The sequence below is a fragment of the Gemmatimonas sp. genome (assembly GCF_044376735.1).
Classification (GTDB): domain Bacteria; phylum Gemmatimonadota; class Gemmatimonadetes; order Gemmatimonadales; family Gemmatimonadaceae; genus Gemmatimonas.
In genome coordinates, this window is the sequence record NZ_JBILKJ010000015.1 from 1 (window position 1) to 19,312 (window position 19,312).

Annotated in this window: 22 protein-coding genes and 1 pseudogene; 19 read left to right on the top strand and 4 right to left on the bottom strand. The window is 67.9% G+C overall.

The features are described from left to right. Nucleotides 1–20 precede the first annotated feature (20 nt). The 9 genes from ACIRA7_RS03975 to ACIRA7_RS04015 all read left to right on the top strand — a co-directional run bounded on the left by ACIRA7_RS03975 (nt 21) and on the right by ACIRA7_RS04015 (nt 3,995). Complete coding sequence (locus ACIRA7_RS03975) at nt 21–302, top strand: type II toxin-antitoxin system Phd/YefM family antitoxin (RefSeq protein WP_396219520.1); 282 nt, start codon at nt 21–23, stop codon at nt 300–302. Next, nucleotides 299–598 carry a type II toxin-antitoxin system RelE/ParE family toxin gene (locus tag ACIRA7_RS03980; RefSeq protein ID WP_396219521.1) on the top strand — a complete coding sequence of 100 codons (300 nt, stop codon included), beginning with the start codon at nt 299–301 and terminating at the stop codon, nt 596–598. Before ACIRA7_RS03975 ends, ACIRA7_RS03980 begins: the two co-directional genes overlap by 4 nt. Before the next feature lie 185 nt (nt 599–783). Continuing rightward, nucleotides 784–1,104, top strand: coding sequence for a BrnT family toxin (locus ACIRA7_RS03985; protein WP_396219522.1), 321 nt, complete (start codon nt 784–786; stop codon nt 1,102–1,104). Then, nucleotides 1,076–1,369 carry a BrnA antitoxin family protein gene (locus tag ACIRA7_RS03990; RefSeq protein WP_396219524.1) on the top strand — a complete coding sequence of 98 codons (294 nt, stop codon included), beginning with the start codon at nt 1,076–1,078 and terminating at the stop codon, nt 1,367–1,369. The genes ACIRA7_RS03985 and ACIRA7_RS03990 overlap by 29 nt, the downstream gene beginning before the upstream one ends. A gap of 160 nt (nt 1,370–1,529) precedes the next feature. Beyond that, the gene (locus tag ACIRA7_RS03995) at nt 1,530–1,811 is read left to right on the top strand and encodes a type II toxin-antitoxin system RelE/ParE family toxin (RefSeq protein ID WP_396219526.1); all 282 of its coding nucleotides are present in this window, start codon (nt 1,530–1,532) and stop codon (nt 1,809–1,811) included. Nucleotides 1,812–1,827: 16 nt separating this feature from the next. After that, entirely contained in the window at nt 1,828–2,142 is a 315-nt protein-coding gene (locus ACIRA7_RS04000) for a HigA family addiction module antitoxin (RefSeq protein ID WP_396219565.1), read from the top strand. 134 nt (nt 2,143–2,276) lie between these two features. After that, nucleotides 2,277–2,570 carry a type II toxin-antitoxin system RelE/ParE family toxin gene (locus tag ACIRA7_RS04005; RefSeq protein ID WP_396219527.1) on the top strand — a complete coding sequence of 98 codons (294 nt, stop codon included), beginning with the start codon at nt 2,277–2,279 and terminating at the stop codon, nt 2,568–2,570. Next, complete coding sequence (locus ACIRA7_RS04010) at nt 2,536–2,901, top strand: HigA family addiction module antitoxin (RefSeq protein ID WP_396219528.1); 366 nt, start codon at nt 2,536–2,538, stop codon at nt 2,899–2,901. Before ACIRA7_RS04005 ends, ACIRA7_RS04010 begins: the two co-directional genes overlap by 35 nt. 155 nt (nt 2,902–3,056) lie before the next feature. Beyond that, nucleotides 3,057–3,995: a creatininase family protein gene (locus ACIRA7_RS04015; protein WP_396219529.1), complete on the top strand. Its 939-nt coding sequence runs from the start codon at nt 3,057–3,059 to the stop codon at nt 3,993–3,995. A gap of 27 nt (nt 3,996–4,022) precedes the next feature. On the opposite strand, the pseudogene ACIRA7_RS04020 reads toward ACIRA7_RS04015, so the two are convergent. Beyond that, nucleotides 4,023–4,187, bottom strand: a pseudogene (locus tag ACIRA7_RS04020) (alkanesulfonate monooxygenase); the annotation flags it as partial. Between ACIRA7_RS04020 and ACIRA7_RS04025 the strand changes: the two are divergent. Next, complete coding sequence (locus ACIRA7_RS04025; protein WP_396219567.1) at nt 4,188–4,361, top strand: hypothetical protein; 174 nt, start codon at nt 4,188–4,190, stop codon at nt 4,359–4,361. 27 nt (nt 4,362–4,388) lie between these two features. On the opposite strand, the gene ACIRA7_RS04030 is transcribed toward ACIRA7_RS04025, so the two are convergent. Continuing rightward, nucleotides 4,389–5,354, bottom strand: coding sequence for an alpha/beta hydrolase (locus ACIRA7_RS04030; RefSeq protein ID WP_396219530.1), 966 nt, complete (start codon nt 5,352–5,354; stop codon nt 4,389–4,391). A gap of 328 nt (nt 5,355–5,682) precedes the next feature. Here ACIRA7_RS04030 and ACIRA7_RS04035 point away from each other — a divergent pair, with 328 nt between their 5' ends. Both ACIRA7_RS04035 and ACIRA7_RS04040 read left to right on the top strand, forming a co-directional pair. After that, nucleotides 5,683–6,474 (top strand): PEP-CTERM sorting domain-containing protein, encoded by a 792-nt coding sequence (locus tag ACIRA7_RS04035; protein ID WP_396219531.1) that lies wholly within the window; start codon nt 5,683–5,685, stop codon nt 6,472–6,474. 111 nt (nt 6,475–6,585) lie between these two features. Continuing rightward, nucleotides 6,586–7,746, top strand: a complete 1,161-nt coding sequence (locus tag ACIRA7_RS04040) for a glycosyltransferase family 9 protein (RefSeq protein ID WP_396219532.1) — start codon at nt 6,586–6,588, stop codon at nt 7,744–7,746. Here the strand turns inward: ACIRA7_RS04040 and waaF are convergent. Then, entirely contained in the window at nt 7,721–8,776 is a 1,056-nt protein-coding gene (gene waaF / locus ACIRA7_RS04045; RefSeq protein WP_396219566.1) for a lipopolysaccharide heptosyltransferase II, read from the bottom strand. The two genes, ACIRA7_RS04040 and waaF, sit on opposite strands and share 26 nt — an antisense overlap. A gap of 12 nt (nt 8,777–8,788) precedes the next feature. Continuing rightward, complete coding sequence (locus ACIRA7_RS04050; protein WP_396219533.1) at nt 8,789–9,889, bottom strand: glycosyltransferase family 4 protein; 1,101 nt, start codon at nt 9,887–9,889, stop codon at nt 8,789–8,791. A 135-nt stretch (nt 9,890–10,024) separates the two neighbouring features. Between ACIRA7_RS04050 and ACIRA7_RS04055 the strand changes: the two genes are divergently transcribed. From ACIRA7_RS04055 to ACIRA7_RS04085, 7 genes are all read left to right on the top strand, one after another. Continuing rightward, nucleotides 10,025–11,587: an ArnT family glycosyltransferase gene (locus ACIRA7_RS04055; RefSeq protein ID WP_396219534.1), complete on the top strand. Its 1,563-nt coding sequence runs from the start codon at nt 10,025–10,027 to the stop codon at nt 11,585–11,587. Nucleotides 11,588–11,746: 159 nt separating this feature from the next. Beyond that, nucleotides 11,747–12,868 carry a carboxypeptidase-like regulatory domain-containing protein gene (locus ACIRA7_RS04060; RefSeq protein ID WP_396219535.1) on the top strand — a complete coding sequence of 374 codons (1,122 nt, stop codon included), beginning with the start codon at nt 11,747–11,749 and terminating at the stop codon, nt 12,866–12,868. A gap of 210 nt (nt 12,869–13,078) precedes the next feature. Then, nucleotides 13,079–13,504, top strand: a complete 426-nt coding sequence (locus ACIRA7_RS04065; RefSeq protein WP_396219536.1) for a hypothetical protein — start codon at nt 13,079–13,081, stop codon at nt 13,502–13,504. Nucleotides 13,505–13,528: 24 nt separating this feature from the next. Then, the gene (locus tag ACIRA7_RS04070; protein WP_396219537.1) at nt 13,529–14,938 is read left to right on the top strand and encodes a HEAT repeat domain-containing protein; all 1,410 of its coding nucleotides are present in this window, start codon (nt 13,529–13,531) and stop codon (nt 14,936–14,938) included. Then, nucleotides 14,931–16,253: an HD-GYP domain-containing protein gene (locus tag ACIRA7_RS04075; protein WP_396219538.1), complete on the top strand. Its 1,323-nt coding sequence runs from the start codon at nt 14,931–14,933 to the stop codon at nt 16,251–16,253. The genes ACIRA7_RS04070 and ACIRA7_RS04075 overlap by 8 nt, the downstream gene beginning before the upstream one ends. A 157-nt stretch (nt 16,254–16,410) precedes the next feature. Beyond that, the gene (locus ACIRA7_RS04080; RefSeq protein ID WP_396219539.1) at nt 16,411–18,135 is read left to right on the top strand and encodes a hypothetical protein; all 1,725 of its coding nucleotides are present in this window, start codon (nt 16,411–16,413) and stop codon (nt 18,133–18,135) included. A gap of 292 nt (nt 18,136–18,427) precedes the next feature. Further along, nucleotides 18,428–19,189, top strand: a complete 762-nt coding sequence (locus tag ACIRA7_RS04085) for a PEP-CTERM sorting domain-containing protein (protein WP_396219540.1) — start codon at nt 18,428–18,430, stop codon at nt 19,187–19,189. The last annotated feature ends 123 nt before the right edge of the window (nt 19,190–19,312 follow it).

A 19,312-nucleotide genomic window follows, 5' to 3' on the forward strand; every position in this document is an offset into this window, starting at 1 on the left:
TACATACTTTCAGGAGCCGTATGTCGACGCTCAAGCCGAGTCGTGATATCCAACCGGTGACGGAGTTTCGCGCCAATGCCGCGCAGTTCATCGAGCAGGTGCAGGCGACTGGCGAACCCGTGATTCTGACCCAGCACGGCCGGAGTGCTGCCGTGCTCCTCGACGTCGAGTCGTATGAGGGCATGCTCGACGAGCTGGCGCTGTTGCGCGACGTACGCCAGGCCGAACAGCAGGTGGCGACCGGGAAGACGGTGACGCACGCGGCGGTTGCGAAGCGGCTTCGGGCGCGACTCGGGCGATGAAGGTGGTCTGGTCCCCGCTGGCAGAGCAGCGGGCGCTCGAGGCCGTGGAGTATATCGCACAGTGTCGACCGCGGACGGCCGCGGTTTGGCTTGAAAGACTGCTGGAGCGCGTGAGCCAGCTCGACCGCTTCGAAGAGCAAGGCCGCGTGGTGAGTGAAATCGGCATTCCGGCCTATCGAGAGATCCTGCACGTGCCGTATCGCATCATCTATCGCGTCGACGCGTCACGTGTTGTGATTTTGACGCTCCGGCATGTGCGGCGTGCGTGGGACCCTGCGGAAGTCGACGACGCATAACGTTTCGCTGCTGCCGACAGCGACGGTGGGGTACGCCGTGTAACTGCGGCGCTGGCGCGCCTTCGTTCACGGCTATTTGTTGAGCGTCGCTGCTGCAGAGCTCCGCGTTATGCGCATCGAGGCCGGAATGGACGCGCGCGGCGGGGCTACTGGCGCGCTGTATATTATCAGCATATACTTTCGGGGTGACTGACTTTTCCGCCTTCGCGGCCCGACTGGCCGGCTTTGACTGGGATCGCGGGAATGCGGAGAAGAACTGGGCTCGGCATGCGGTCTCGCGGAACGAAGCCGAGGAAGTCTTTTTTCATGAGCCGGTGCTGCTGGCCGAGGATGCCAAGCACTCCACCCGAGAGCCGCGCTACCTTGTGCTGGGCCGTACGGCGGCGGATCGGCGACTCGCGGTGATCTTCACCGTGCGTCGCGATCTGGTCCGTGTGATCTCAGCCCGGCCGATGAGTCGAAAGGAGCGAACCCTGTATGGCAAAACCCCGCACGACGCCCCGTAAGCCGATCCCGACGTTCCGCTCCGAAGACGAGGAGCGGGCGTTCTGGGCGACGGCGGATACGTCCGAGTATTTCGCGTATCCGCAGGCGACCCGCGTGGCGTTTCCGAATCTGAAGCCGTCCACCGCGACGATTTCGCTGCGCCTGCCGCAAGGGCTCCTCGATGAGCTCAAGGTGTTGGCGAATCAGCGTGATGTCCCGTACCAGTCGCTCCTCAAGGTGTACTTGGCGGAGCGCATTGCGGCCGAACGGCGCGCGAGCGCATAACGTTTCGCTGCTGCCGACAGCGACGACGCGGTGCGCCGTGTAACTGCGGCGCTGGCGCGCCTTCGTTCACGGCTATTTGTTGAGCGTCGCTGCTGCAGAGCTCCGCGTTAGGCCGCTAGCCTTGAGTTGACATGTGTCACGTGACACAGTACACTTCTGAGTGATCAAGACATTCGCTGACCGCGCGACTGAAGAGCTCTTCCGGACTGGAAAGGCAAAGCGAGTGCCGGTGGATGTGGCTCGGCGCGCGCTACGCAAGCTCGAAGCGATCGATGTGGCAACGCAGCTTTCCGATTTGCGCGTCCCGCCGGGGAATCGGCTGCACGCGCTCAGGGACGATCGAGCGGGCCAGCATTCGATTTCCGTTAACGACCAGTGGCGCATCTGCTTTCGCTTCGAAGAAGGCGATGCGCATGATGTCGAGTTTTGCGACTATCACTAACCGGAGTCCTTCTCGCATGAGCATCCCCAACTCGCGTCCACGCGAACGCCGGCCGATTCACCCCGGCGAAATTCTTCGCGAAGATTTCCTGCCGGAATACGGGCTCTCCGTGACCGCACTCGCCGAGTCCGCCGGTGTGTCTCGTCAGTCGATGAATGAGCTGCTGCGAGAGCGCCGCGCGCTGACCCCAGAAATGGCGCTGCGGCTCGGCAAGCTGTTTGGCAACTCGCCCGAGTTCTGGCTGAATCTGCAGCGCAACGTCGACCTGTGGGACGCTGCACGCGGGTTGAAGCACGAAATTGCGCACATTCGACCGTTGCAAGTCGCATAACGATGCTTGCTGCAGGCGGGCGGCTTGGTAACTCGCTACGCTCGCGTTTTATTTGGCCGCCCGCTGCAGAAGCCAGGCGTTAGCGTGCCAAGGCAAGCTGGCGCGCTGCAACGGTAGCCGTTATAATAGATACTGTGATACGTACGTTCGCCGACGCCGCCACGGAGGACCTGTTTAACGGACTCGACAGCCGGCGTGCGCGCCGTGCGTGTCCGGCGACGCTGTGGCCGGCTGTGACGCGGAAGCTGACGCAGCTCAACCGCGTACGGGAACTGCGGGAGCTGGCATTTCCGCCAGGGAATCGACTCGAGGCGCTGCCTGGCACGCGTCGCGGCCAGCACAGTATCCGCATCAACGATCAGTTCCGGATTTGCTTCCGGTGGGAGGACGGCTATGCCGACGACGTCGAAGTCACGGACTGCCACTAAACGGCCGCCGACGCTGGTGCAGCGGCGACTGCCCACGCATCGCCCGCCCACGCATCCGGGTGAGATGCTGTTGGAGGAGTTCCTGCGTCCGCTCGGCATCTCGCAGTCGGCATTCGCGGTCCAGCTTGGCGTGTCGTTCCCGCGACTGAACGAGGTGATTCACGCCAAGCGCGCGGTCACCCCGGATACGGCGCTCCGCTTGGCGCAGGTGACCGGCATGAGCGCGGATTTTTGGCTCGGCCTGCAGCAGGATTGGGACCTGTGGCATGCGTTGCGCTCCGCCGAAGCCGCCGCCATTGCTCGACTGAAGCCTTTGCCGCGCGCCGGCTAGAGGCACGCTCACGGAACGTTGCTGCTGACAGCGCGGTGCAGTGTGCGGCAGGCGGCCGTCGTGCTGGCGCACGGCGTCCGTCCGGCCGCACTTTTTTTGATGCGCTGCAGCAGAACGCAAGGCATTCGGCGGGTTTCCAAACACCAGGAGAGGTGATGCGAACAACAGTGATGGCGTGGCTGACGATGCCGCTGTTTGCGGCGAGCGCCATGGCGATCGCCACGGCGAGCGCGTCTGCGCAGACGACGGGAGCCACGGGCGGCGCTGGGAGCGCCGCGCAGGCGGCCCGACAGGCGGCGGCGAACAAGCCGCGCACCATCGAGGGCATCAACACCGTGTGGCTCGAGGAACTCACCCAGCCCGAGTTCCGCGACATGATCAAGGACGGCTACACCACGGTGCTGATCATGACCGGAGGCGTCGAGAACAACGACGGCAACCTCTCGATGAACAAGCACAACATCAACAACAAGCTCCTGGGCGAGATGATCGCGCGGAAGATGGGCAAGACACTCGTCGCACCACTCGTCACGCTCGAACCCGGCAACGCCGGCCCCAACATTCAGCCCGGCCGCGCCGGCCCGATGCTGTCGCAGGCCACGTATACCGCGCTGCTGTATGACATGGGCAACTACCTGCGCAGCATGGGCTTCACGGAGATCTACTATCTGGGCGACAGCGGCGGAAACGCGCGCGGCATGCAGACCGCGGCCGACTCACTCACCAAGGTGTACGCCGACAGCCCGAACAAGGTCTCCTTCAAGCACGTTGCCGAGTATTACAACCACACCAGCGTGGTGCAGCCGTACCTCCAGAACGAACTCAAGATCCCCGAAGGCATCAAGATCGGTGCCAGCAGCGGCACCAGCGGTCTCCACGAAGAGCTCGGGATCGACGCCACGATGGCGCTGGCCGATCCACAGTCGATCCGCTTTGCGCAGCGCGTGAAAGCCGGTCAGGCCGAGATCAACGGCATCAAGTTCGAGTCGCTCACGTGGCTTCAGGACCTCGGCCGCAAGGTGGCCGTGCTGCGCGTGACCACGACGATCAACGCGATCACTGCCTATCGGGCTACGCTACCGAAGCCGCAGTAGGTCGTCGAAGGCGGTGATCCCCCGCCCTCACCGCCCGAGCGCGGCGTGCTCCAATCGCGGCAGCACGCACCGCGCGAACAGGTCGCACTCCGCGGCGTGCGGATAGCCGGAGAGGATGAATGACTCCATCCCCGCCGCACGGTACGCGTTGATCTTCGCCAGCACCTGATCGGGGTCGCCCACGATGGCGGCGTGGCGATCAGCGTGGTGACGGGACGGGTATTGGATGCGGGGTTCGGTTTCGCCCCACTGTTCCTGTTCGCCGCCTCGTCGTACCTGCTGGCCCTCGCGTGGCTGCAGCTGCTCCTGCCCCGCATTCAGCGGGCGGCGCCGACGCCGTCGTTTCACACGGCATTGCCAGCGTGACGTTGGCTCACGCGCCGCCGCGCCTGCTCAACGCACGGCAGTTCCGGCCGGCGTGGCGCGTACGAACCCGACGATGCGCCGCACGATCTCGCTGTCGCCGCGACTGATCCGCGCAAAGGCGCCCACGGTCACGCCGTGCGTTCCGGGTACCCAGAGCTCTTCCACCGGCACCTGCGCTTGGCGCAACGTGGACGCCAGCGAGCGGGTATTCCTGGGGTTCACCGTCTCATCGTCCAGCCCCATCACGAGGAGCGTGCGCAGCGACCGCGGCGTCACGAAGTGCACCGGCAGCGCATCGAACTCCCGCTCCTTCGGGCCGGCAAAGGTCCGTTTGAGGAGCTCGGTATCGAAGACAAAGTCGTAGGGACCCGACAGCCCCACGAAGCCGCCCAGGATGTCCGGCGTGGTCCCCTGCTTCGCGAGATAGCGGGGGTCGTAGGCCACCAGCGCGGCCAGTTGTGCCCCCGCGCTGTGCCCCATCAGCACCACGCGCGCCGTGTCTCCCCCCCACGTGGCGGCGTTCGCCTTCACCCGGGCCACCGCCCGCGCGACGTCGTCCACGAAGGCGGGAAAGCGCGTGTCGGGCATCAGCCCGTAGTTGGGGAGCACGGCCACGAATCCCATCTGCGCCAGTGCTTTCCCGACCCACGCGTAGTCGTCCTTGCTACCGCTCTGCCAGCTCCCGCCGTGGACGAAGATCACCACCGGGGCCGGCGTGGACCGTGGCGCCCCCGTGCTGTCGAGCGCGCGGTACACATCCATGCGCTGCCGCGGTCCATCGCCGTAGGCGATCTCCATGTGGGGGACGGCCACGGTCTCGATGAAGTTGGCCGCGTCGAGCTGGATGGCGGTGCACCCGGGGGCGCCGGCCAGTGCGAGGAGCGGCAGGAGGCGGACGAGGCGGCGGAGGCGCCCCCTCACCGCGGGTGGCGCGGGGCTGTCGTCGTGAATCGGCGTCGGCACGTGCATGGTGCGCTCGGTTCCTGTTGGCATGATCGCGGGTTGACGAGTGACCAGCGGCCGGACCTTCGCGGACACGGCCGTCCGCCCGCTCCCAGCCAAGTGACGCGCGGCGCGGCCACGATCATGGTGCACGGTGATCACGAAAGGTACTGCGCGAGGGGATGTCGCCGAGTAACGACAGTGTTGCGAGATCGATACACAAATGATGTATCACCGCAACATCTCCATGTACGCCGGCACGACGGAAAACCGGCTGCGCGTCGAGAGCTGCCGTCGCGCCGGTTCGGAACGGGATATGCGTATTCTGGCAAGTGGAATGATCGGTTCGACCGAAGTTCCCCTTGACGATGGAGTACTTATGCATGCGCGTCTCGCACTGTCCGGCCTGTTCCTGCTCGCGGCGCCCCTCGGCGCACAGACGGTCTACACCGGATTCACGCAGAACCCCGGCTGCGTCGTAAACGGCCCCAACATGTGCGCGCAGAAGATCGCGCCGCAGGGCGCGGCGCTCACCGCCCGCAACGCCTTCTTCGGCCAGCTCACCAACAACGTCGCCACCCAGAACTTCGAGAGCTTCGCGCCCGGGCTGGGTGCGCCGCTCGCCCTCGACTTCGGCTTCGCGGGTATCGCCACGCTCACCGGCGCCGGCAACATCGAGGCGGAGGATCCGGTCGACATCATCCCGTTCGGCCGGATGGCCATCAGCGGCAGCCAGTACTACCAGACCAGAGCCGCCGGGGTCGCCAACTTCTCCATCGTGTTCAGCCAGCAGGTGGCCGGCTTCGGCTTCTATGGCATCGACTTCGGCGACATCGGTGGCTCGGTCGGGCTCGATCTCTTCAGCGGTGGCAGCATGCTCAGCTCGCTGGTGATCCAGCCGCAGGTGGCGCCGTCGGGGACGTTCGTGCCGGAGCTGAACGGCGGCATGCGCTTCTGGGGCGTGCTCTTCGGCAGCAATGCCATTGATCGCGTGGACTTCACCCTGACCGGCCTGCCTGACGACGCCGACGTGTTCGCCTTCGACGACCTCACGGTGGCCGATGCGAGCCAAGTCCAGAGCACCGTGCCGGAGCCGGCCACGCTCGCCCTGATGGGGGTGGGGCTCCTCGGCGTGCTCGCGGTCAGGCGTCGGCGCGTCATCCGTCCATGACTTTGTCACGGGCGGGTACGAAGCGCGCCACACCTTCGATACGCTCTGGACGCAGGAAGCGGCAGGAGTCAACCATACACGGTTGACTCCCTCCACCTACCGCCTCGGACGATGATCCCATCTCGCGTCGGAATCGTGCTCATGAGCGCCCTCGGTGACGTCACTCTGGGGCTCCCGGTTGCCATGGCCATCAAGCGTGCGTCGCCGTGGACGCGGATCACCTGGATTGCCCAGCCGGGTCCGCTCGAGCTGCTGCGTGGCCATCCGGCGGTCGACGAGTTGATCCGCTTCGATCGGTTCGATGGGCTCTCCGGGTACGGCACCGTGCGCGACCGGCTGCGTGAGCGTCCCGTGGATGTGGTGCTCGACTTGCAGACCGCCTTCAAGGCGGGGTTGGTGACCGCGCTCTCGGGCGCCCCGCGACGCGTGGGGATCGACCGCCGTCGCTCGCAGGACGGCAACTGGCTGTTCACGAATGAGCGCCTCCCCAGCCGTCCGCGGGCGCACCTTGCCGACCAGTTTCTCGAGTTCCTCCCCGCCATCGGTGTGCCGAACGGTCCGGTGGAGTACGGATTGCGCACTTGCGACGTGGCGATGTCCGATGTGCAGCGACTGCACGCCGAGGATCCGCGACCGCTGGTCAGCATCGTCGTCGCCTCGTCGAAGGCGGCGAAGAACTGGTCACCGAACCGACTGGCGAGCCTCTGCGTGTCGATGGTGGCCGACTACGGCCTGCGCCCGGTGCTGGTCGGCGGACAGAGTGACGCGGAGATTGCCGCGGCGTCGGTCATCATGCGCCATGCGACGGCGCAGCTCCCGGTCGGCGATTGGCCCATCGTGGCCCTTGGCTGCGGGATTCGGGCGCTGCTGGCCTGGATTCAGCAGTCGGCGTTGGTGATCAGTCCGGATTCCGGACCGCTGCATATGGCGGTGGCGATGGAGCGACCGGTGATCGGCCTGTATGGCGCCACCAACCCGCTCTGGGTGGGCCCGTACGGTCGGTATCAGGACTTGGTGGTCGACCGTTTTCATCGCGCGGGCGAGACGCCGCGGCCGAGCGCCGAGAAGCGTCCGGGGCAGATGGCGCTCGTGACGGTGGATGATGTCCTGTCGCGCGTCGAGCACTGGCGGACCGCCTACGCGCCGTCGACGCTCGCGACGCTGCCCCACGTGCTCCGTCGGCCAACGGCGCGCGAGGTGGCCGTTGTCGGCCCGACCCCCAGCGCGCCGGCGATGCCTTGGGGCCTTACGGCCGCGACGAATCGCGCATAAGGCCGCGCGGCGAGTCCGCGCGTGACCAGATCCCGTTTAGTGCGGCGAGCACCTGCGACGCGCTGAGCTCCCGCATGCAGCGGAAGTGCCGCTGTGGGCAGCGTGGCGGGCCGTGGGCGTGGCAGGGGCGACAGGGGAGCGACGTCACCTCCGCGACGACCGAGCCATCCGCCAAGGGCCCGAAGCCGAAACGCGGCACCGTGGGGCCGAACACGGCCACCGTGGGTGTATTGACCGCGCTGGCGAGGTGAATCGCCAGCGAGTCGTTCGCCACCAGCGCGTCGGCGTGGCGAATCAGGGCGGCGGTTCCGAGGATGGACAGCTGGCCGGTGGCGTCGACGGCGTCGGGGCGGTGCGCGCGAATTTCTTGTGCGAGGGGCCGGTCGGTGCTGCTCCCCGCGATGACCACACGAGCCCGGCCGGCCAGCTCGGCGGCGAGTGCGGGGTAGCCGGGCCACCGTTTGGTTGCCCACACGGAGCCGGGAGCCAGCACGACCAACGGTCGCCCGTCGTCGGCGGGGATGAGCGCGCGTGCCGCCTCGACGTCTTGCCACCGGAGCGCCAACGACGGGCGTTCCGCCGTGGCGCGAGGGGCTGGCGTGGCGATCGCCCCCAACTGCCACAGGCGCGTGGCGGCATGCACCGTCGCGTCGTGCGGTACGCACTGCGTGTACAACCACCGCGCGCTGGAGGTCGTCCACCCGATGCGCGTCGGCACCCCGGCCAGCCACGGGAGCAGCGCCGACCGCCACGACCCCTGCGCAAGAAAGGCGTGCGTGCTCTGGCGCGGTGCGCCATTCGCGCGCTGCCGCACCTGCGCAGCCAGCCGGCGAATGCCGCCCCATCCGCGGTCCTGGCCGCGCTTGGCAAACACGAGCAGATCGCGAACGGCGGGGTGGCCGTCCAGAATCGCCGCGGCATCGGGGCGCACGATCACGTCCACCGGACCGTGCTCGGCGAGGGCGGTGAGGAGCGGCGTCGTGAGCACCGTATCGCCCAGGAAGCTCGTCTGCACGACCAGCGACACCATCGTCACCGCGCGCTACCGCGGTCGGGCGCGCTGCCGCACGGCCAGAGCGTCGAGATACACCGCCTCGGTGCGTTCTGCCGTGCGGGGGAGCGTGAACTCCGTGCGCACCTGACTTCGCGCGGCCGCCGCGACGCGTTGGCGGGCCGCCTGATCGGCGAGGATGCGATCGATCTGCGCCGCCCACGCCCTCGGATCGGTGGGAGGCGCAAGCCATCCCGTCAGGTCGGGTTGAATCAGTTCACCGTTGCCGCCCGCGTGGCTGGCGAGCACCGGCGCGCCGAGGGCCATCGCCTCGAGCAGCGCCTGAGAGAGCCCCTCGATGCGCGACGGCAGCGTCACCAGCGTCGCGTAGTGGTACAGGGGCAGGGGCTCCGGTACGGTGCCGAGGAAGACGGCCCGATGCCGGGCGGGGAGTGCGTCGGCCAGCGCTTGCAGTGTCGGGTCGGCGTCGATGCCAGCGAACACCGCCGCCACTGGCGCCGACACGTACGGCAACGCGCGCAGGAGTATGTCTTGATCTTTGCGGCGGGCGACGGTCAGCAGCACATGGTGCTGGTGCAGCGGCCGCATGACTTCGTCGGCAAAGGCCGCTGCCGCCGCCGAGGGCGCCTGATCGACCCGATCGAGCATGATGCCATTGCGCACGACATGCAGATGCCGATTCGGATGCCCGCGCCGCTGGAGTCCCTGGCGTACCGCCTCGCTCACGGCGATCGTGGCATCGGCGGTGTAGCCGACCGCCATCAACTCGGGAAACCAGGTAAGTGGCATCGTGCGGCGCGTAATGACGAGCGCGGGCGCCAGGGCACCTTGCCAGCGCAGCAGAGTGCAGGCCCGTCGATCGCGGGTGGCCTGCGGGTTCACGATATCGAACGGCGTCTGCTGCAGCAGCGTCCGCACCGAAGCCGCCAGCGCCGACGGCGTGTCGAAATCGAGTGCTGGACGGGGGAAGCCCTGCGCGAGCAGCTGCGTGTCCAACAGGAGGCCCGGTGTGCGTCCGACCGTGACCGCGTGTCCGCGCGCGCGCAGATGCGTGGCCAGACTGTACACGGACACGGTGGAGCCGGCGACGTGGCCACCATCGCTCAGGAGCAGGATCGACAAGCGTGACACGTCGTCAATCGTAATCGCCCTCGTCCAGCGGGTCGCGGGTGCTGTGTAACGGATCGGCGACAGCGCCTGTCGTCCGGCCGAGAGGTAGTCAGGTTGCCAAGCATTATGGAGAACGCTGAGTCAACGGACGCCGCCGTGACTGGTCGGTCGGCGAGTGGTGCCGGGGTTCGTTGGGGTGCGCTGACGGCCGACGGGTATGCGACGCCGCTGCTGTGGCTGCTGGTGGGCACCGCGCTGTTGCGCCTGATGTTGGCCGCGATGCTGGGGTTGGGGATCGACGAGGCATACGCGGTGGCGGTGGCACGTCCGGTGCAGCTCAGCTACTTCGATCATCCGCCGCTGGTCTTCTGGATCACGGCCCTGACGGAGTGGCTCACCGGCAGCCGCGAACCGTGGGTGCTGCGGGTGCCGTTCATTCTGTGTTTCGCCGCCACCACGTGGTTTCTGGCGTCGCTGGGGCGCACGCTGTACGGCCCACGGGCGGGGTTCCTCACGGCGGTCGTCGTCAACCTGACCGGGCTGTTCGGTGTGGCGCACGGCTCGTGGATCTTGCCCGACGGGCCGTTGCTCTGCGCGTTGGCCATCGCGGCCGACGCGGTGGCGCGGGTGTGCTTCACCCGCCTGTCGCGCGCGGCGACCGCCCGGCAGTGGCTGATCGTGGGGCTGGCGGCTGGCGCGGCGGGGCTCGCGAAGTATCACGCGATTTTCTTGCCCGTGGGCGTGTTGCTGTTTCTCGCGACGACGCGACGACTGGGGCTGCTCCGCTCACCGTGGCCGTGGGTGGCCGGCGCGATCGCGATCGCGCTGTGCACGCCGGTGGCGGTGTGGAACGCGCAGCATGACTGGGCGTCGCTTCGTTTTCAGCTGGGGCGCGCCGGGTCGTCGCGACCGGGCTATGACCCCACGCCGTTCATCCAGAACGTGCTCGGGCAGATCGGCTACGTGCTGCCGTGGGTGTGGTGGCCGTTGATGGTGAGCGCGGCCGGGGCGTGGCGCCGACGCCGTGGTGATGAACGGGCGTGGTTTCTGCTCTGTCTGGCCGCCGGTCCGCTGGTGGTGTTCACCACCGTCGCCCTCCTCGGCACGCGGGCCCTCCCCCATTGGCAGGGACCGGGCTACCTGTTCCTGATGCCGCTGCTCGGGGCGGCGCTCGACGCGCGCTTGTCCGCCGGTGACCGGCGCGCGACGCGCTGGCTGCGTGTGTCGGCGGGGCTCGTGACGTCGCTAGCCGTCCTGATCGGGGTGCAGGGGCGCACCGGCTTGCTTGCCCGACTCGCGCCCGGGCTGGTGCGCACCGGCGATCCGTCGCTCGAACTGCAGCCGTGGAGCAGTGTGCCGGCGGCGATCGACGAGGAGATCCGGACGGGCGGCCCGGTGGCCTTTGTGGCCACGACGCACTGGATGGACGGCGCGCGACTGGGCTCGGTGTGGCCCACGACGACGCGCGGGGCTGATGACCCGGCGGTGCTGGTGCTCTCCGACGACGCCCGACACTTCCCATTTCGCACGTCCCCGCGCCGCTACGCGGGGCGTACGGGCCTGCTGGTCCGGCGGGCTCAGCCGGCGCCGCTCGACACCGCGGTGCAGCGACAGTTCGCCTCCATCGTGCTCGTGCGCCACGTAACCGTGCGACGCGGGGGGCAGCCGGTGATCGACCTCGAGCTCTATCGGGTCAGCGGGTTCGCGCCGACTCCGTAGCGAGTGTGTATCGGTCGTCGGACGCGGTGGCGAGGTCGGCGATCGCGCCGCCAGCTTGAGGAGAGTTGCTGGTGTGCATTGATGTTTTGTTCCCGCGCAGGATCAACGTGTCATGCGTGACGCCGTTCGGGTTTCCGAACGGATTCGAGTGAAGATCACATGGTTCCAATCGTTCGCGACGTTCGCACAGTATTCCGTTCGTCCACGTTGGTTCGGCGTGCTGCGGCGCTCACGACGGCGGCGACCATCGTCCTGCTGTCCGCTTGCGCCGACACGGCGCTGACGCCTCCAGCCGCGGTGCTTCCGATCGACCCGGCGATCCCCGCGCAGTACCGCGGCGCGGCGTTCATTTTCGACGTCAACGCAACCAAGAAGACCGTCGGCGTCACGGCACCGACCACGACGATCAGGTCTCCCATCGCTGCCGCCTCGCTCAACCTCGGCGTCAACTCCGGGCGGAGCTACTCGGTGCTCGGTGGAGACGTCATCGGCCTGACCGTCTCGAACTTCCAGGCGAGTGCGGTCGGCGCGTTTACTCCGGGCAAGCTGCGCATCACGTTCGATCTGGGCATCAACAATCGCCTCGCCGGTATCCGCTTGGTCACGCCGACGTTCCCGGCGCCGCCGGTTGGTGTCACGGGTGTGCAGGCGTTCCCATTCCAAATGAGCGTGACCTCGACCTCCGGTAGCGTGGAAAAGGGTACGTCCAACAACGAAACCGTGATCACGCCGAGTCTCGGCCTCGTGGTGCCGAGCACGAACTGGGACGGCGACCCGCACAACTTCTTCAACGACACGGGCTGCCCCGTGACGGCCACCGACTGCTTCCGCTACGAGTCGTTCGGCGTGGTCGGGCCGCTGGGGTCGTCCACGACGCAGCAGATCGGTTTCGACGTCGACCCCACGATCGCGATCTTCCGCGTGCGGGTCCTCTTGGTCGCGGACCTCGAGAACGTCGACCTCTGGCCCACGGGCAGTGTGAGCGGCACCGTGACGACGCCGGCGGGTGTCAGCCTTGCGGGCGCGATCGTGAACGTGTCCGGTGGCTTCTCGGGTACGGTCGCGGCCAGCGGTGCCTATACGGTTGCCTCGGTCCCGACGGGCTCGCGCACAGTCTCGGTGACCAACCTGCCGAGCTTCTGTGTGACGCCGGTCAGTCAGAGCGTGACGGTGAGCGCCGGGGCCGCGGCGACAGCGAACTTCGTCGTCTCGTGCACGGTCCCCACGGCTCCATCGCCCGGGCGGTCACCAGCCGCCACGGCGGCGATCGCCGGCAGGTGAGCCTCACGCCGCGCCGACGAACATCCGGTCGTTGGCAGCGGTTGGCACGCGCGCGGCATTTCGGCCACGAAGGCCCGCGGCCTCGATGACAGGGGTGACGCTCGAGGTCGCACGCGATCCTCAAGTTCTGTGCCCGTGATGCCGAAAACGTGAGGGAATGAATGGCAGCAACTAGTCGTGTTGAATTTTGCAATTCCCGGGGACGGGGCATTGAGCCGGATCAGCGAACAGACATCAGCGGGTGCAGGACCGCCTGACGAGCGCATCGCCAAGATTGCGAGCTGGCTCGTGCAGTTTTCGCGCGTACTGAAGTCGGCCCGCCTCTATGATGCGCGCAGCCCCATCACCATCAAGTTCCGTAGCGAACTGGGCACCGCGATGGAGGCCCTGCTGGAGGAACACGGCGTATTCCGGCTGGATTTCTCCGCGCACCAGATTCACTGCGACGGGCACCCGGTGCTGGTGCCGCGGCCCGGCGAAAGCGACTTCGCCATGCCGTTCTACCGCGACGGCCTCCGCACGCTGACGTTCAACGACGACGCCGAAGCGTGGGAACTGGACCTGATCGTCGACTTTCTGCTGCTCGTCACGAGTCGCAACGACCACGGCGGCGAAGACCTGATCACGCTGCTTTAGGGCGCGGATCTGCCGCACATCGACATGAGCTACGTCGACGCCGAGACTGACGCGGACTTGGACGACGAGCGCCACGATGATTCGCCGGGCGAGCATACGCCGGAGACGGGCAAGGTGCTGCCGTGGCCCGGGAGCGGCGGGGGCACGCCGGGAGAAGTAGAGCCGAAGGACGGCCCCGGCACTCCTGGGCGAACGGGCGTCGATGAGTCTGCCCCCCCAACCGGCGAATCCGCCGGCGCGACGCCGTCGCTTTCCACGGCGGCCGAGGAGGAGCAGTCCGACGTGGCGACGGTCTCGATCCGGTTGCGCAGCGACGACTGGCTCGCGGGCGAGCCCGCGCACGAGCTCGAGGAGTGCTACCTCGCGCTGACTGCGACCAGCAGCACCGACCTCGACCGGTTCGCGGCGGACCTCCCGCAGGACCGTGGCTGCAGCCTCGTGCAGGCTACGCTCGGGATGGTGGGCGACGCCCTGCGCTCCAGCCTGCGTGAGGACGACCGCGCCGACCTCACCGACCTGCTGGAACGCGCGCTGTACGACGCGATCGCCGTGGCGGGCTGGGCGGACGCCCGCCAGGTGTTCGACGGCTTGACCGAGCTGACGGAGGGGCGGTGGGACGCGGCCCCGCTGATCGACCGGCTGGCGCGCGCCGACTCGCCGGTGAGCGGTTCGCTCGTACGCTACCTCGACGAGCGGACGATCGCCGATCTCACGGAGTTCGTGGCGTTCGCGCACACGCTCGGGCCAGTTGCGATCACATGGCTCATGAGCCTTCTCGCGCGCGCCAGCCAGGAGCCTACCCGGCGCACGCTGGTGCAGGCACTGACCGAGTTCTGCGAGGGGAATCCCGCGCTCGTGGCGCCTTGGCTGACCGATGAACGCTGGCACGTGGTGCGCAACGCCGTCTGCATCATCGGCACCACGGCGGGCGGGGCGATCCCCGCGCTGTTGCACCCGCTGGTGGATCACCCCGAACCGTGCGTGCGGCGCGAGGTGATCGTGGCGCTGGCGAACACCCCAATCGACGCGGCCCGCCCGCTGCTGATCGCGCTGATCGAGGACTCCGACGCGTCCAACCGCCGGGCCGTGCTCCATCGCCTGGGCTCGGAGCGCCACCCCGAGGTGAGCGCGGCGCTGCTCCGGATCGTGCGCGACCCCGACTTCCGCCGCCGGCCGGTCGAAGAGGTGCGCTCGGTGACCACGGCGCTGGGCGGCTGCGCGGGTGACGAGGCGCTGCCTGACCTCGAGCAGCAGCTCTATGCTCCCGGCTGGTTCAACAACTGGGCGGCACCGCACTGCCAGATGATCGCGCGCTGCATCATCCGCATCGGCACACCGGCGGCGGTGGCGTTGCTCGAACGGAACGCCTCCTCGCGCGTCGCCGCAACGCGCGACGCCTGCCGTCTGGTTCTCAGGGCGACGAAACATGCGTAACCGCGAGGGCAGTATGGGCGACGAGCTCACCATCGAAGGCGACGCCCTGCGTATGGCCACGCTCGGCGGCATCATCATCAGCCGCCTGAACGGCCTGCTGCGCGCCATGCGCCTGTACACCGGTGGCAACCGGGCGCTGCTCTCGCAGCAGCAGGAGTTGCTCGACGCCGTCAAGGCCATGCAGGTCGACGAGGTCTCGCTGCTCGGCATGGGTGAGTATTTCTACGTCAACGGGGTACGGCTGCGCCCCGCTGGTTCGTCCATGTCGGTTTTTCGCGCGCTGCTCGCCGAGTTCGAGGCGCGCCGCGTCGGTGGGCTGCGCTTCTCGGCCCAGCTGAGCATGGAAGAGCTGGAGTTCTTTCTGCGCGTCTTCCTGAGGGAGCGGCACGAGAAGGCCGCGGCGGTGCTGAGAGAGGAGTCCACCCGCGCGGTGCGGGGCACGAGCGCCCTGTTCAAGCGCACCGCGCGCACGGGCAGGCCGGCGCTGCAGCAGGCGCGGCGCGTGGTGCAGCCGCTTGTGGATCGGATGTTCGAGGACGCGGATGCGTTGATCGGCCTCTCGGCGCTGAAACGACACGACGAGTACACGTTCGTCCACTGCGTCAACGTGAGCATCCTCGCGGTCCGCATGGGACAACTGCTCGGGTTTTCACGCGCGGAGCTGGCCGGCATCGGCGTGGCGGCGCTGCTGCACGACACGGGCAAGCTCATGGTACCCGGTGAGGTGTTGCGCAAGCCGGGCCAGCTGGACGAAGCGGAGTGGGCGGCCATTCGCCGGCACCCGATCGAGGGGCTGCGCATCATCAGCCGCATGCCGGGGCTCTCGGCGCTGATGCTGAGTGCGATGCGGGTGGCCTTCGAGCACCACAGGAACGTGAACCACACGGGGTATCCGCCCTTGCGGGGTGCCCGAGACATGGGGACGTTCTCGCGCATTGTCGCGGTGGCGGATGTGTTCGACGCCCTGACCTCGCACCGCGCCTATCGTGCGCGTCCCATGACCGCCCACGAGGCGCTGCGCCTGATGCTCGGGCGGGAGTGTGAGCAGTTCGACCGCGCCGTGCTGTGGGCGCTGGTCAACACGGTGGGGCTCTACCCGGCCGGCACGCTGATGCGCATGGAATCCGGCCGGGTGCTGCTCAGTATTGCCCCGAATACGGAAGATCCACGTCGCCCCCTGTGCCGCGAGCTGTCGACGTCGCCGATGGCGGCCCCGATCGCGCCCGACGTTCTCCTCGACGCCCACGAGCGTGTGGCGCGCGTGCTCGCGCCGGAAGATGTCGATGTGGACGTCGAGGAGCAGTTGGCGGCCTGAGCGACCCCGATACCCGCCTGGGTGACGTGCCGCGATGCGACCGCGCGCGTGAACCGTGACCACTTCTTGACCGTACCGGTGTCGAGGAGTGGCCGCTGGCGCTTCGTGTATGGCGAACGGTCCCCATGTTTCGAGGGTGACCTCGTCTAACTCCTCCGTGGCCGCCTTCGTGGTTGAACTGCCGGCCGATCGATTCGTCGAAGACCTGTTTCCTTCGCTTGCCTGGGCGGCCACCGTCCGCCTTGCGGACCCGGTGATGAGCTCGCGTCTGGTGGAGCGGGTGCTCCGGCAGGCGTGGGACGAGCGTGCGCGATTCGCGACCCCGGAACTGCTGTACGAGCATGTACGGCACGCTGCGCGCGTCGCGATCGAACGCGAAGCCGAGCGTCGTCTGGCGACGGTGCGGTTCGACGATGCGGCGTCGATGCTGGTCCCCGGCGATCTGCACGCCATGACGGTGCAATCGGTGCAACGGCGGCTTCAGGCCATGACGTCGACGACGGCTGCGGTGGTGAGGGCGGTGCCGGCGCCTGACGCGCGCAGCGCGCCGGTGGTTGCCGCGCCGGTGGCTGCTCCGCCGGTGGTTGCCGCGCCGGTGGCTGCTCCGCCGGTGGTTGCCGCGCCGGTGGCTGCCGCGCCGGTGGCTGCCGCGCCGGTGGCTGCTCCGCCGGTGGCTGCTCCGCCGGTGGCTGCTCCGCCGGTGGCTGCTCCGCCGGTGGCTGCTCCGCCGGTGGCTGCGCCGCCGGTCGTTGTGCCTGCGGCGGGTGAGCCGAGACCGATGGTCGCGAGGTGGGCGGCGAAATCCGCTGCTGCGGCGCCGGCGGCTGGTGCGGCCGATGCGACCGGTGCGGCGGCGTCGAAGGCGAGTGGTGCGCCGAGCGGGCCGCGTGGCCGCACGCCATCCAAAGGCGCCCATGTGCACGCGGCACACGACGTCGCTCGCGAGGGTGGCGTGCGGATGTCGCCGCGGATCATGGGTGGTATTGGGGTGATGGTGGTCGTCGCGCTGATCTTGGCGTGGCGCGCGCTGGGGAGCACCCCGGCCGAAGAGCAGGCGATCGCCGCGCTGGCCGATACGTTCGGCGCGATGAGCGCCACGAAGCCGACGGAAGAACTCGACGTCGCGCTACCCGGCGGCGGGTCGGTGCACCTTGGTTCGGACGCCACGCTGCGGTTGAGCAGCGAGTTCGCTGATGGCGCGCGCGCGTTGCGGATCACCGGGCCAGTGATTGTGCGAATGGCCGTCGATTCCGCCAAGCCGACGGCCATTGCCTCGCGCACGCTCCGCTGGATGACGTACGGCGTAAGCGCGGCCTTCGATCGCGTGGGCAATGACCTGCTCGTGCAGGTCGACTCGGGCGCGCTCGAACTCGTCGGCGATTCCACTCGTACCCGGGTGTCCGCCGGCAGCAGCGTGCGTGTCGACGCGTCGGCGGTCGTGACGGCGCTGTCGGCCGCCGAACGTGACGAGGCATTCGCGTGGCGCACGGGTCGCCTGTCGCTCACGCGTGCGTCGGATCAGCGCATCGTGGATGAAGTGAGGCAGTGGTTCGGGCTGGCGGTGCGGTTTGCGCCTGCACTCACCGCGGCAGATTCGTTGTCGGTCAACGTGCCACTCCGTGCCGTGGATTCGCTCTCCGCCGCGCTCGGTGTGGCGGTCGGTGGCACCGTCGAACGCGACGGTCAACAGCTCACGGTGAGCGCCGCACCGCCGCCGCCGCCCGTCGTGGCGCCGAAGCGCGTCAGCGTGCGCCGCGCACGGTCGGGAGCCACGTCGGCGTCGCGACCGGCGGCCCGCCGGAGCACGGCGAGCGTGGAGTTGGACGACATCCGGCTCCCCGAACTCAAGCTCCTGACGCCGCCCGCAAAGCCGCCGATGTAGGTCCGTGGGCGGGGGCGCGCACGGCGTGATTGCTGAGCGATGTGTGGCGTGAACGCCCCGCGTTGAGGCCAACACGCGACACCGTCACGAAATGTGGAAACAATGCCTCTGAAATGATTTGCGATGTGCCTCCAGCTAACTCGTGTGGGCAAGCAAGATCGCATTTTTCCAATGGCGGAGCACGGTCGACGCCCCGCGCTGAATCGGGTCCGAAGGCAACCGGTCCCCGAATTGCAGGCCGTCCCACAAGTTCCTGCGCGATTCTCCCGATCTCTTTCATCACAGAACCATCATGAAGTTCAAGTTCTTCGTTGCGGCGACGCTGGCGTTGCTGCCGACTGCCGTGTCCGCTCAGACGGTGACCTCGACTCCGGGCACCACCTACTACACCAACGGTCCGATTTCCGGTGGCGTCTCGGCGAACCAGCTGTTCGGTGTCACCCTGACGGCCTACTGGGGCGCAACCAGTTCCACGTATGCCTTCGCGAGCTTGGGTTCCGGGATCTTTGGCTGGTCCGACGCCAATCTGACCTTGTCCGGACTCGGCGTCACGCCGACGTACACGCTGGGCTGGCTGCTGGACAACACGAACGCCGGGCAGAATCTCACGCGACTAGTTTTCGATGCCGGCACGACCAATTTCCTGTTCGATCGTGGCAACCGCTCCCTCTTGCCCGAGGGAACCACCGGTGGCACCCCGGGTTCGGGTCGTGGATTCGACTTCTGCGATGCCCAAATCGGAACCTGCACCCTGGGCAATGGCGATCAGTGGCAAACGCAGGTGCTGTATACCAATCAGGTGGCCGTCAATCCAAACGCGCCGGCGCTCGACTTGTATCGCACCATCGATGTGACCTTCGGCCTCGGCGGAATCAGTTCGGTCAATCCGACGCTGCCGATCATGGGGACGCTGCCCGCTGACGCCTATATCAAGTTCGATGTGGATGTCTCCTCATCGCCCGTGGTCACGCCGGAGCCGTCCACATACCTGTTGATGGCGACGGGATTGGTTGCGGTCGGCATGGTGTCGCGCCGCCGCCGCCGCGACGGCTGATCAACTTTCCCTCGCGGTCGCACGTTGCACGTGCGCCGCGCGGGAGACGCGGGTGCGAAGGTGGGAGAGGAGCCGGTCGAAGTCCTCTCCCGCCATCCCGATGCGTTCGGTACCGGGAATGCC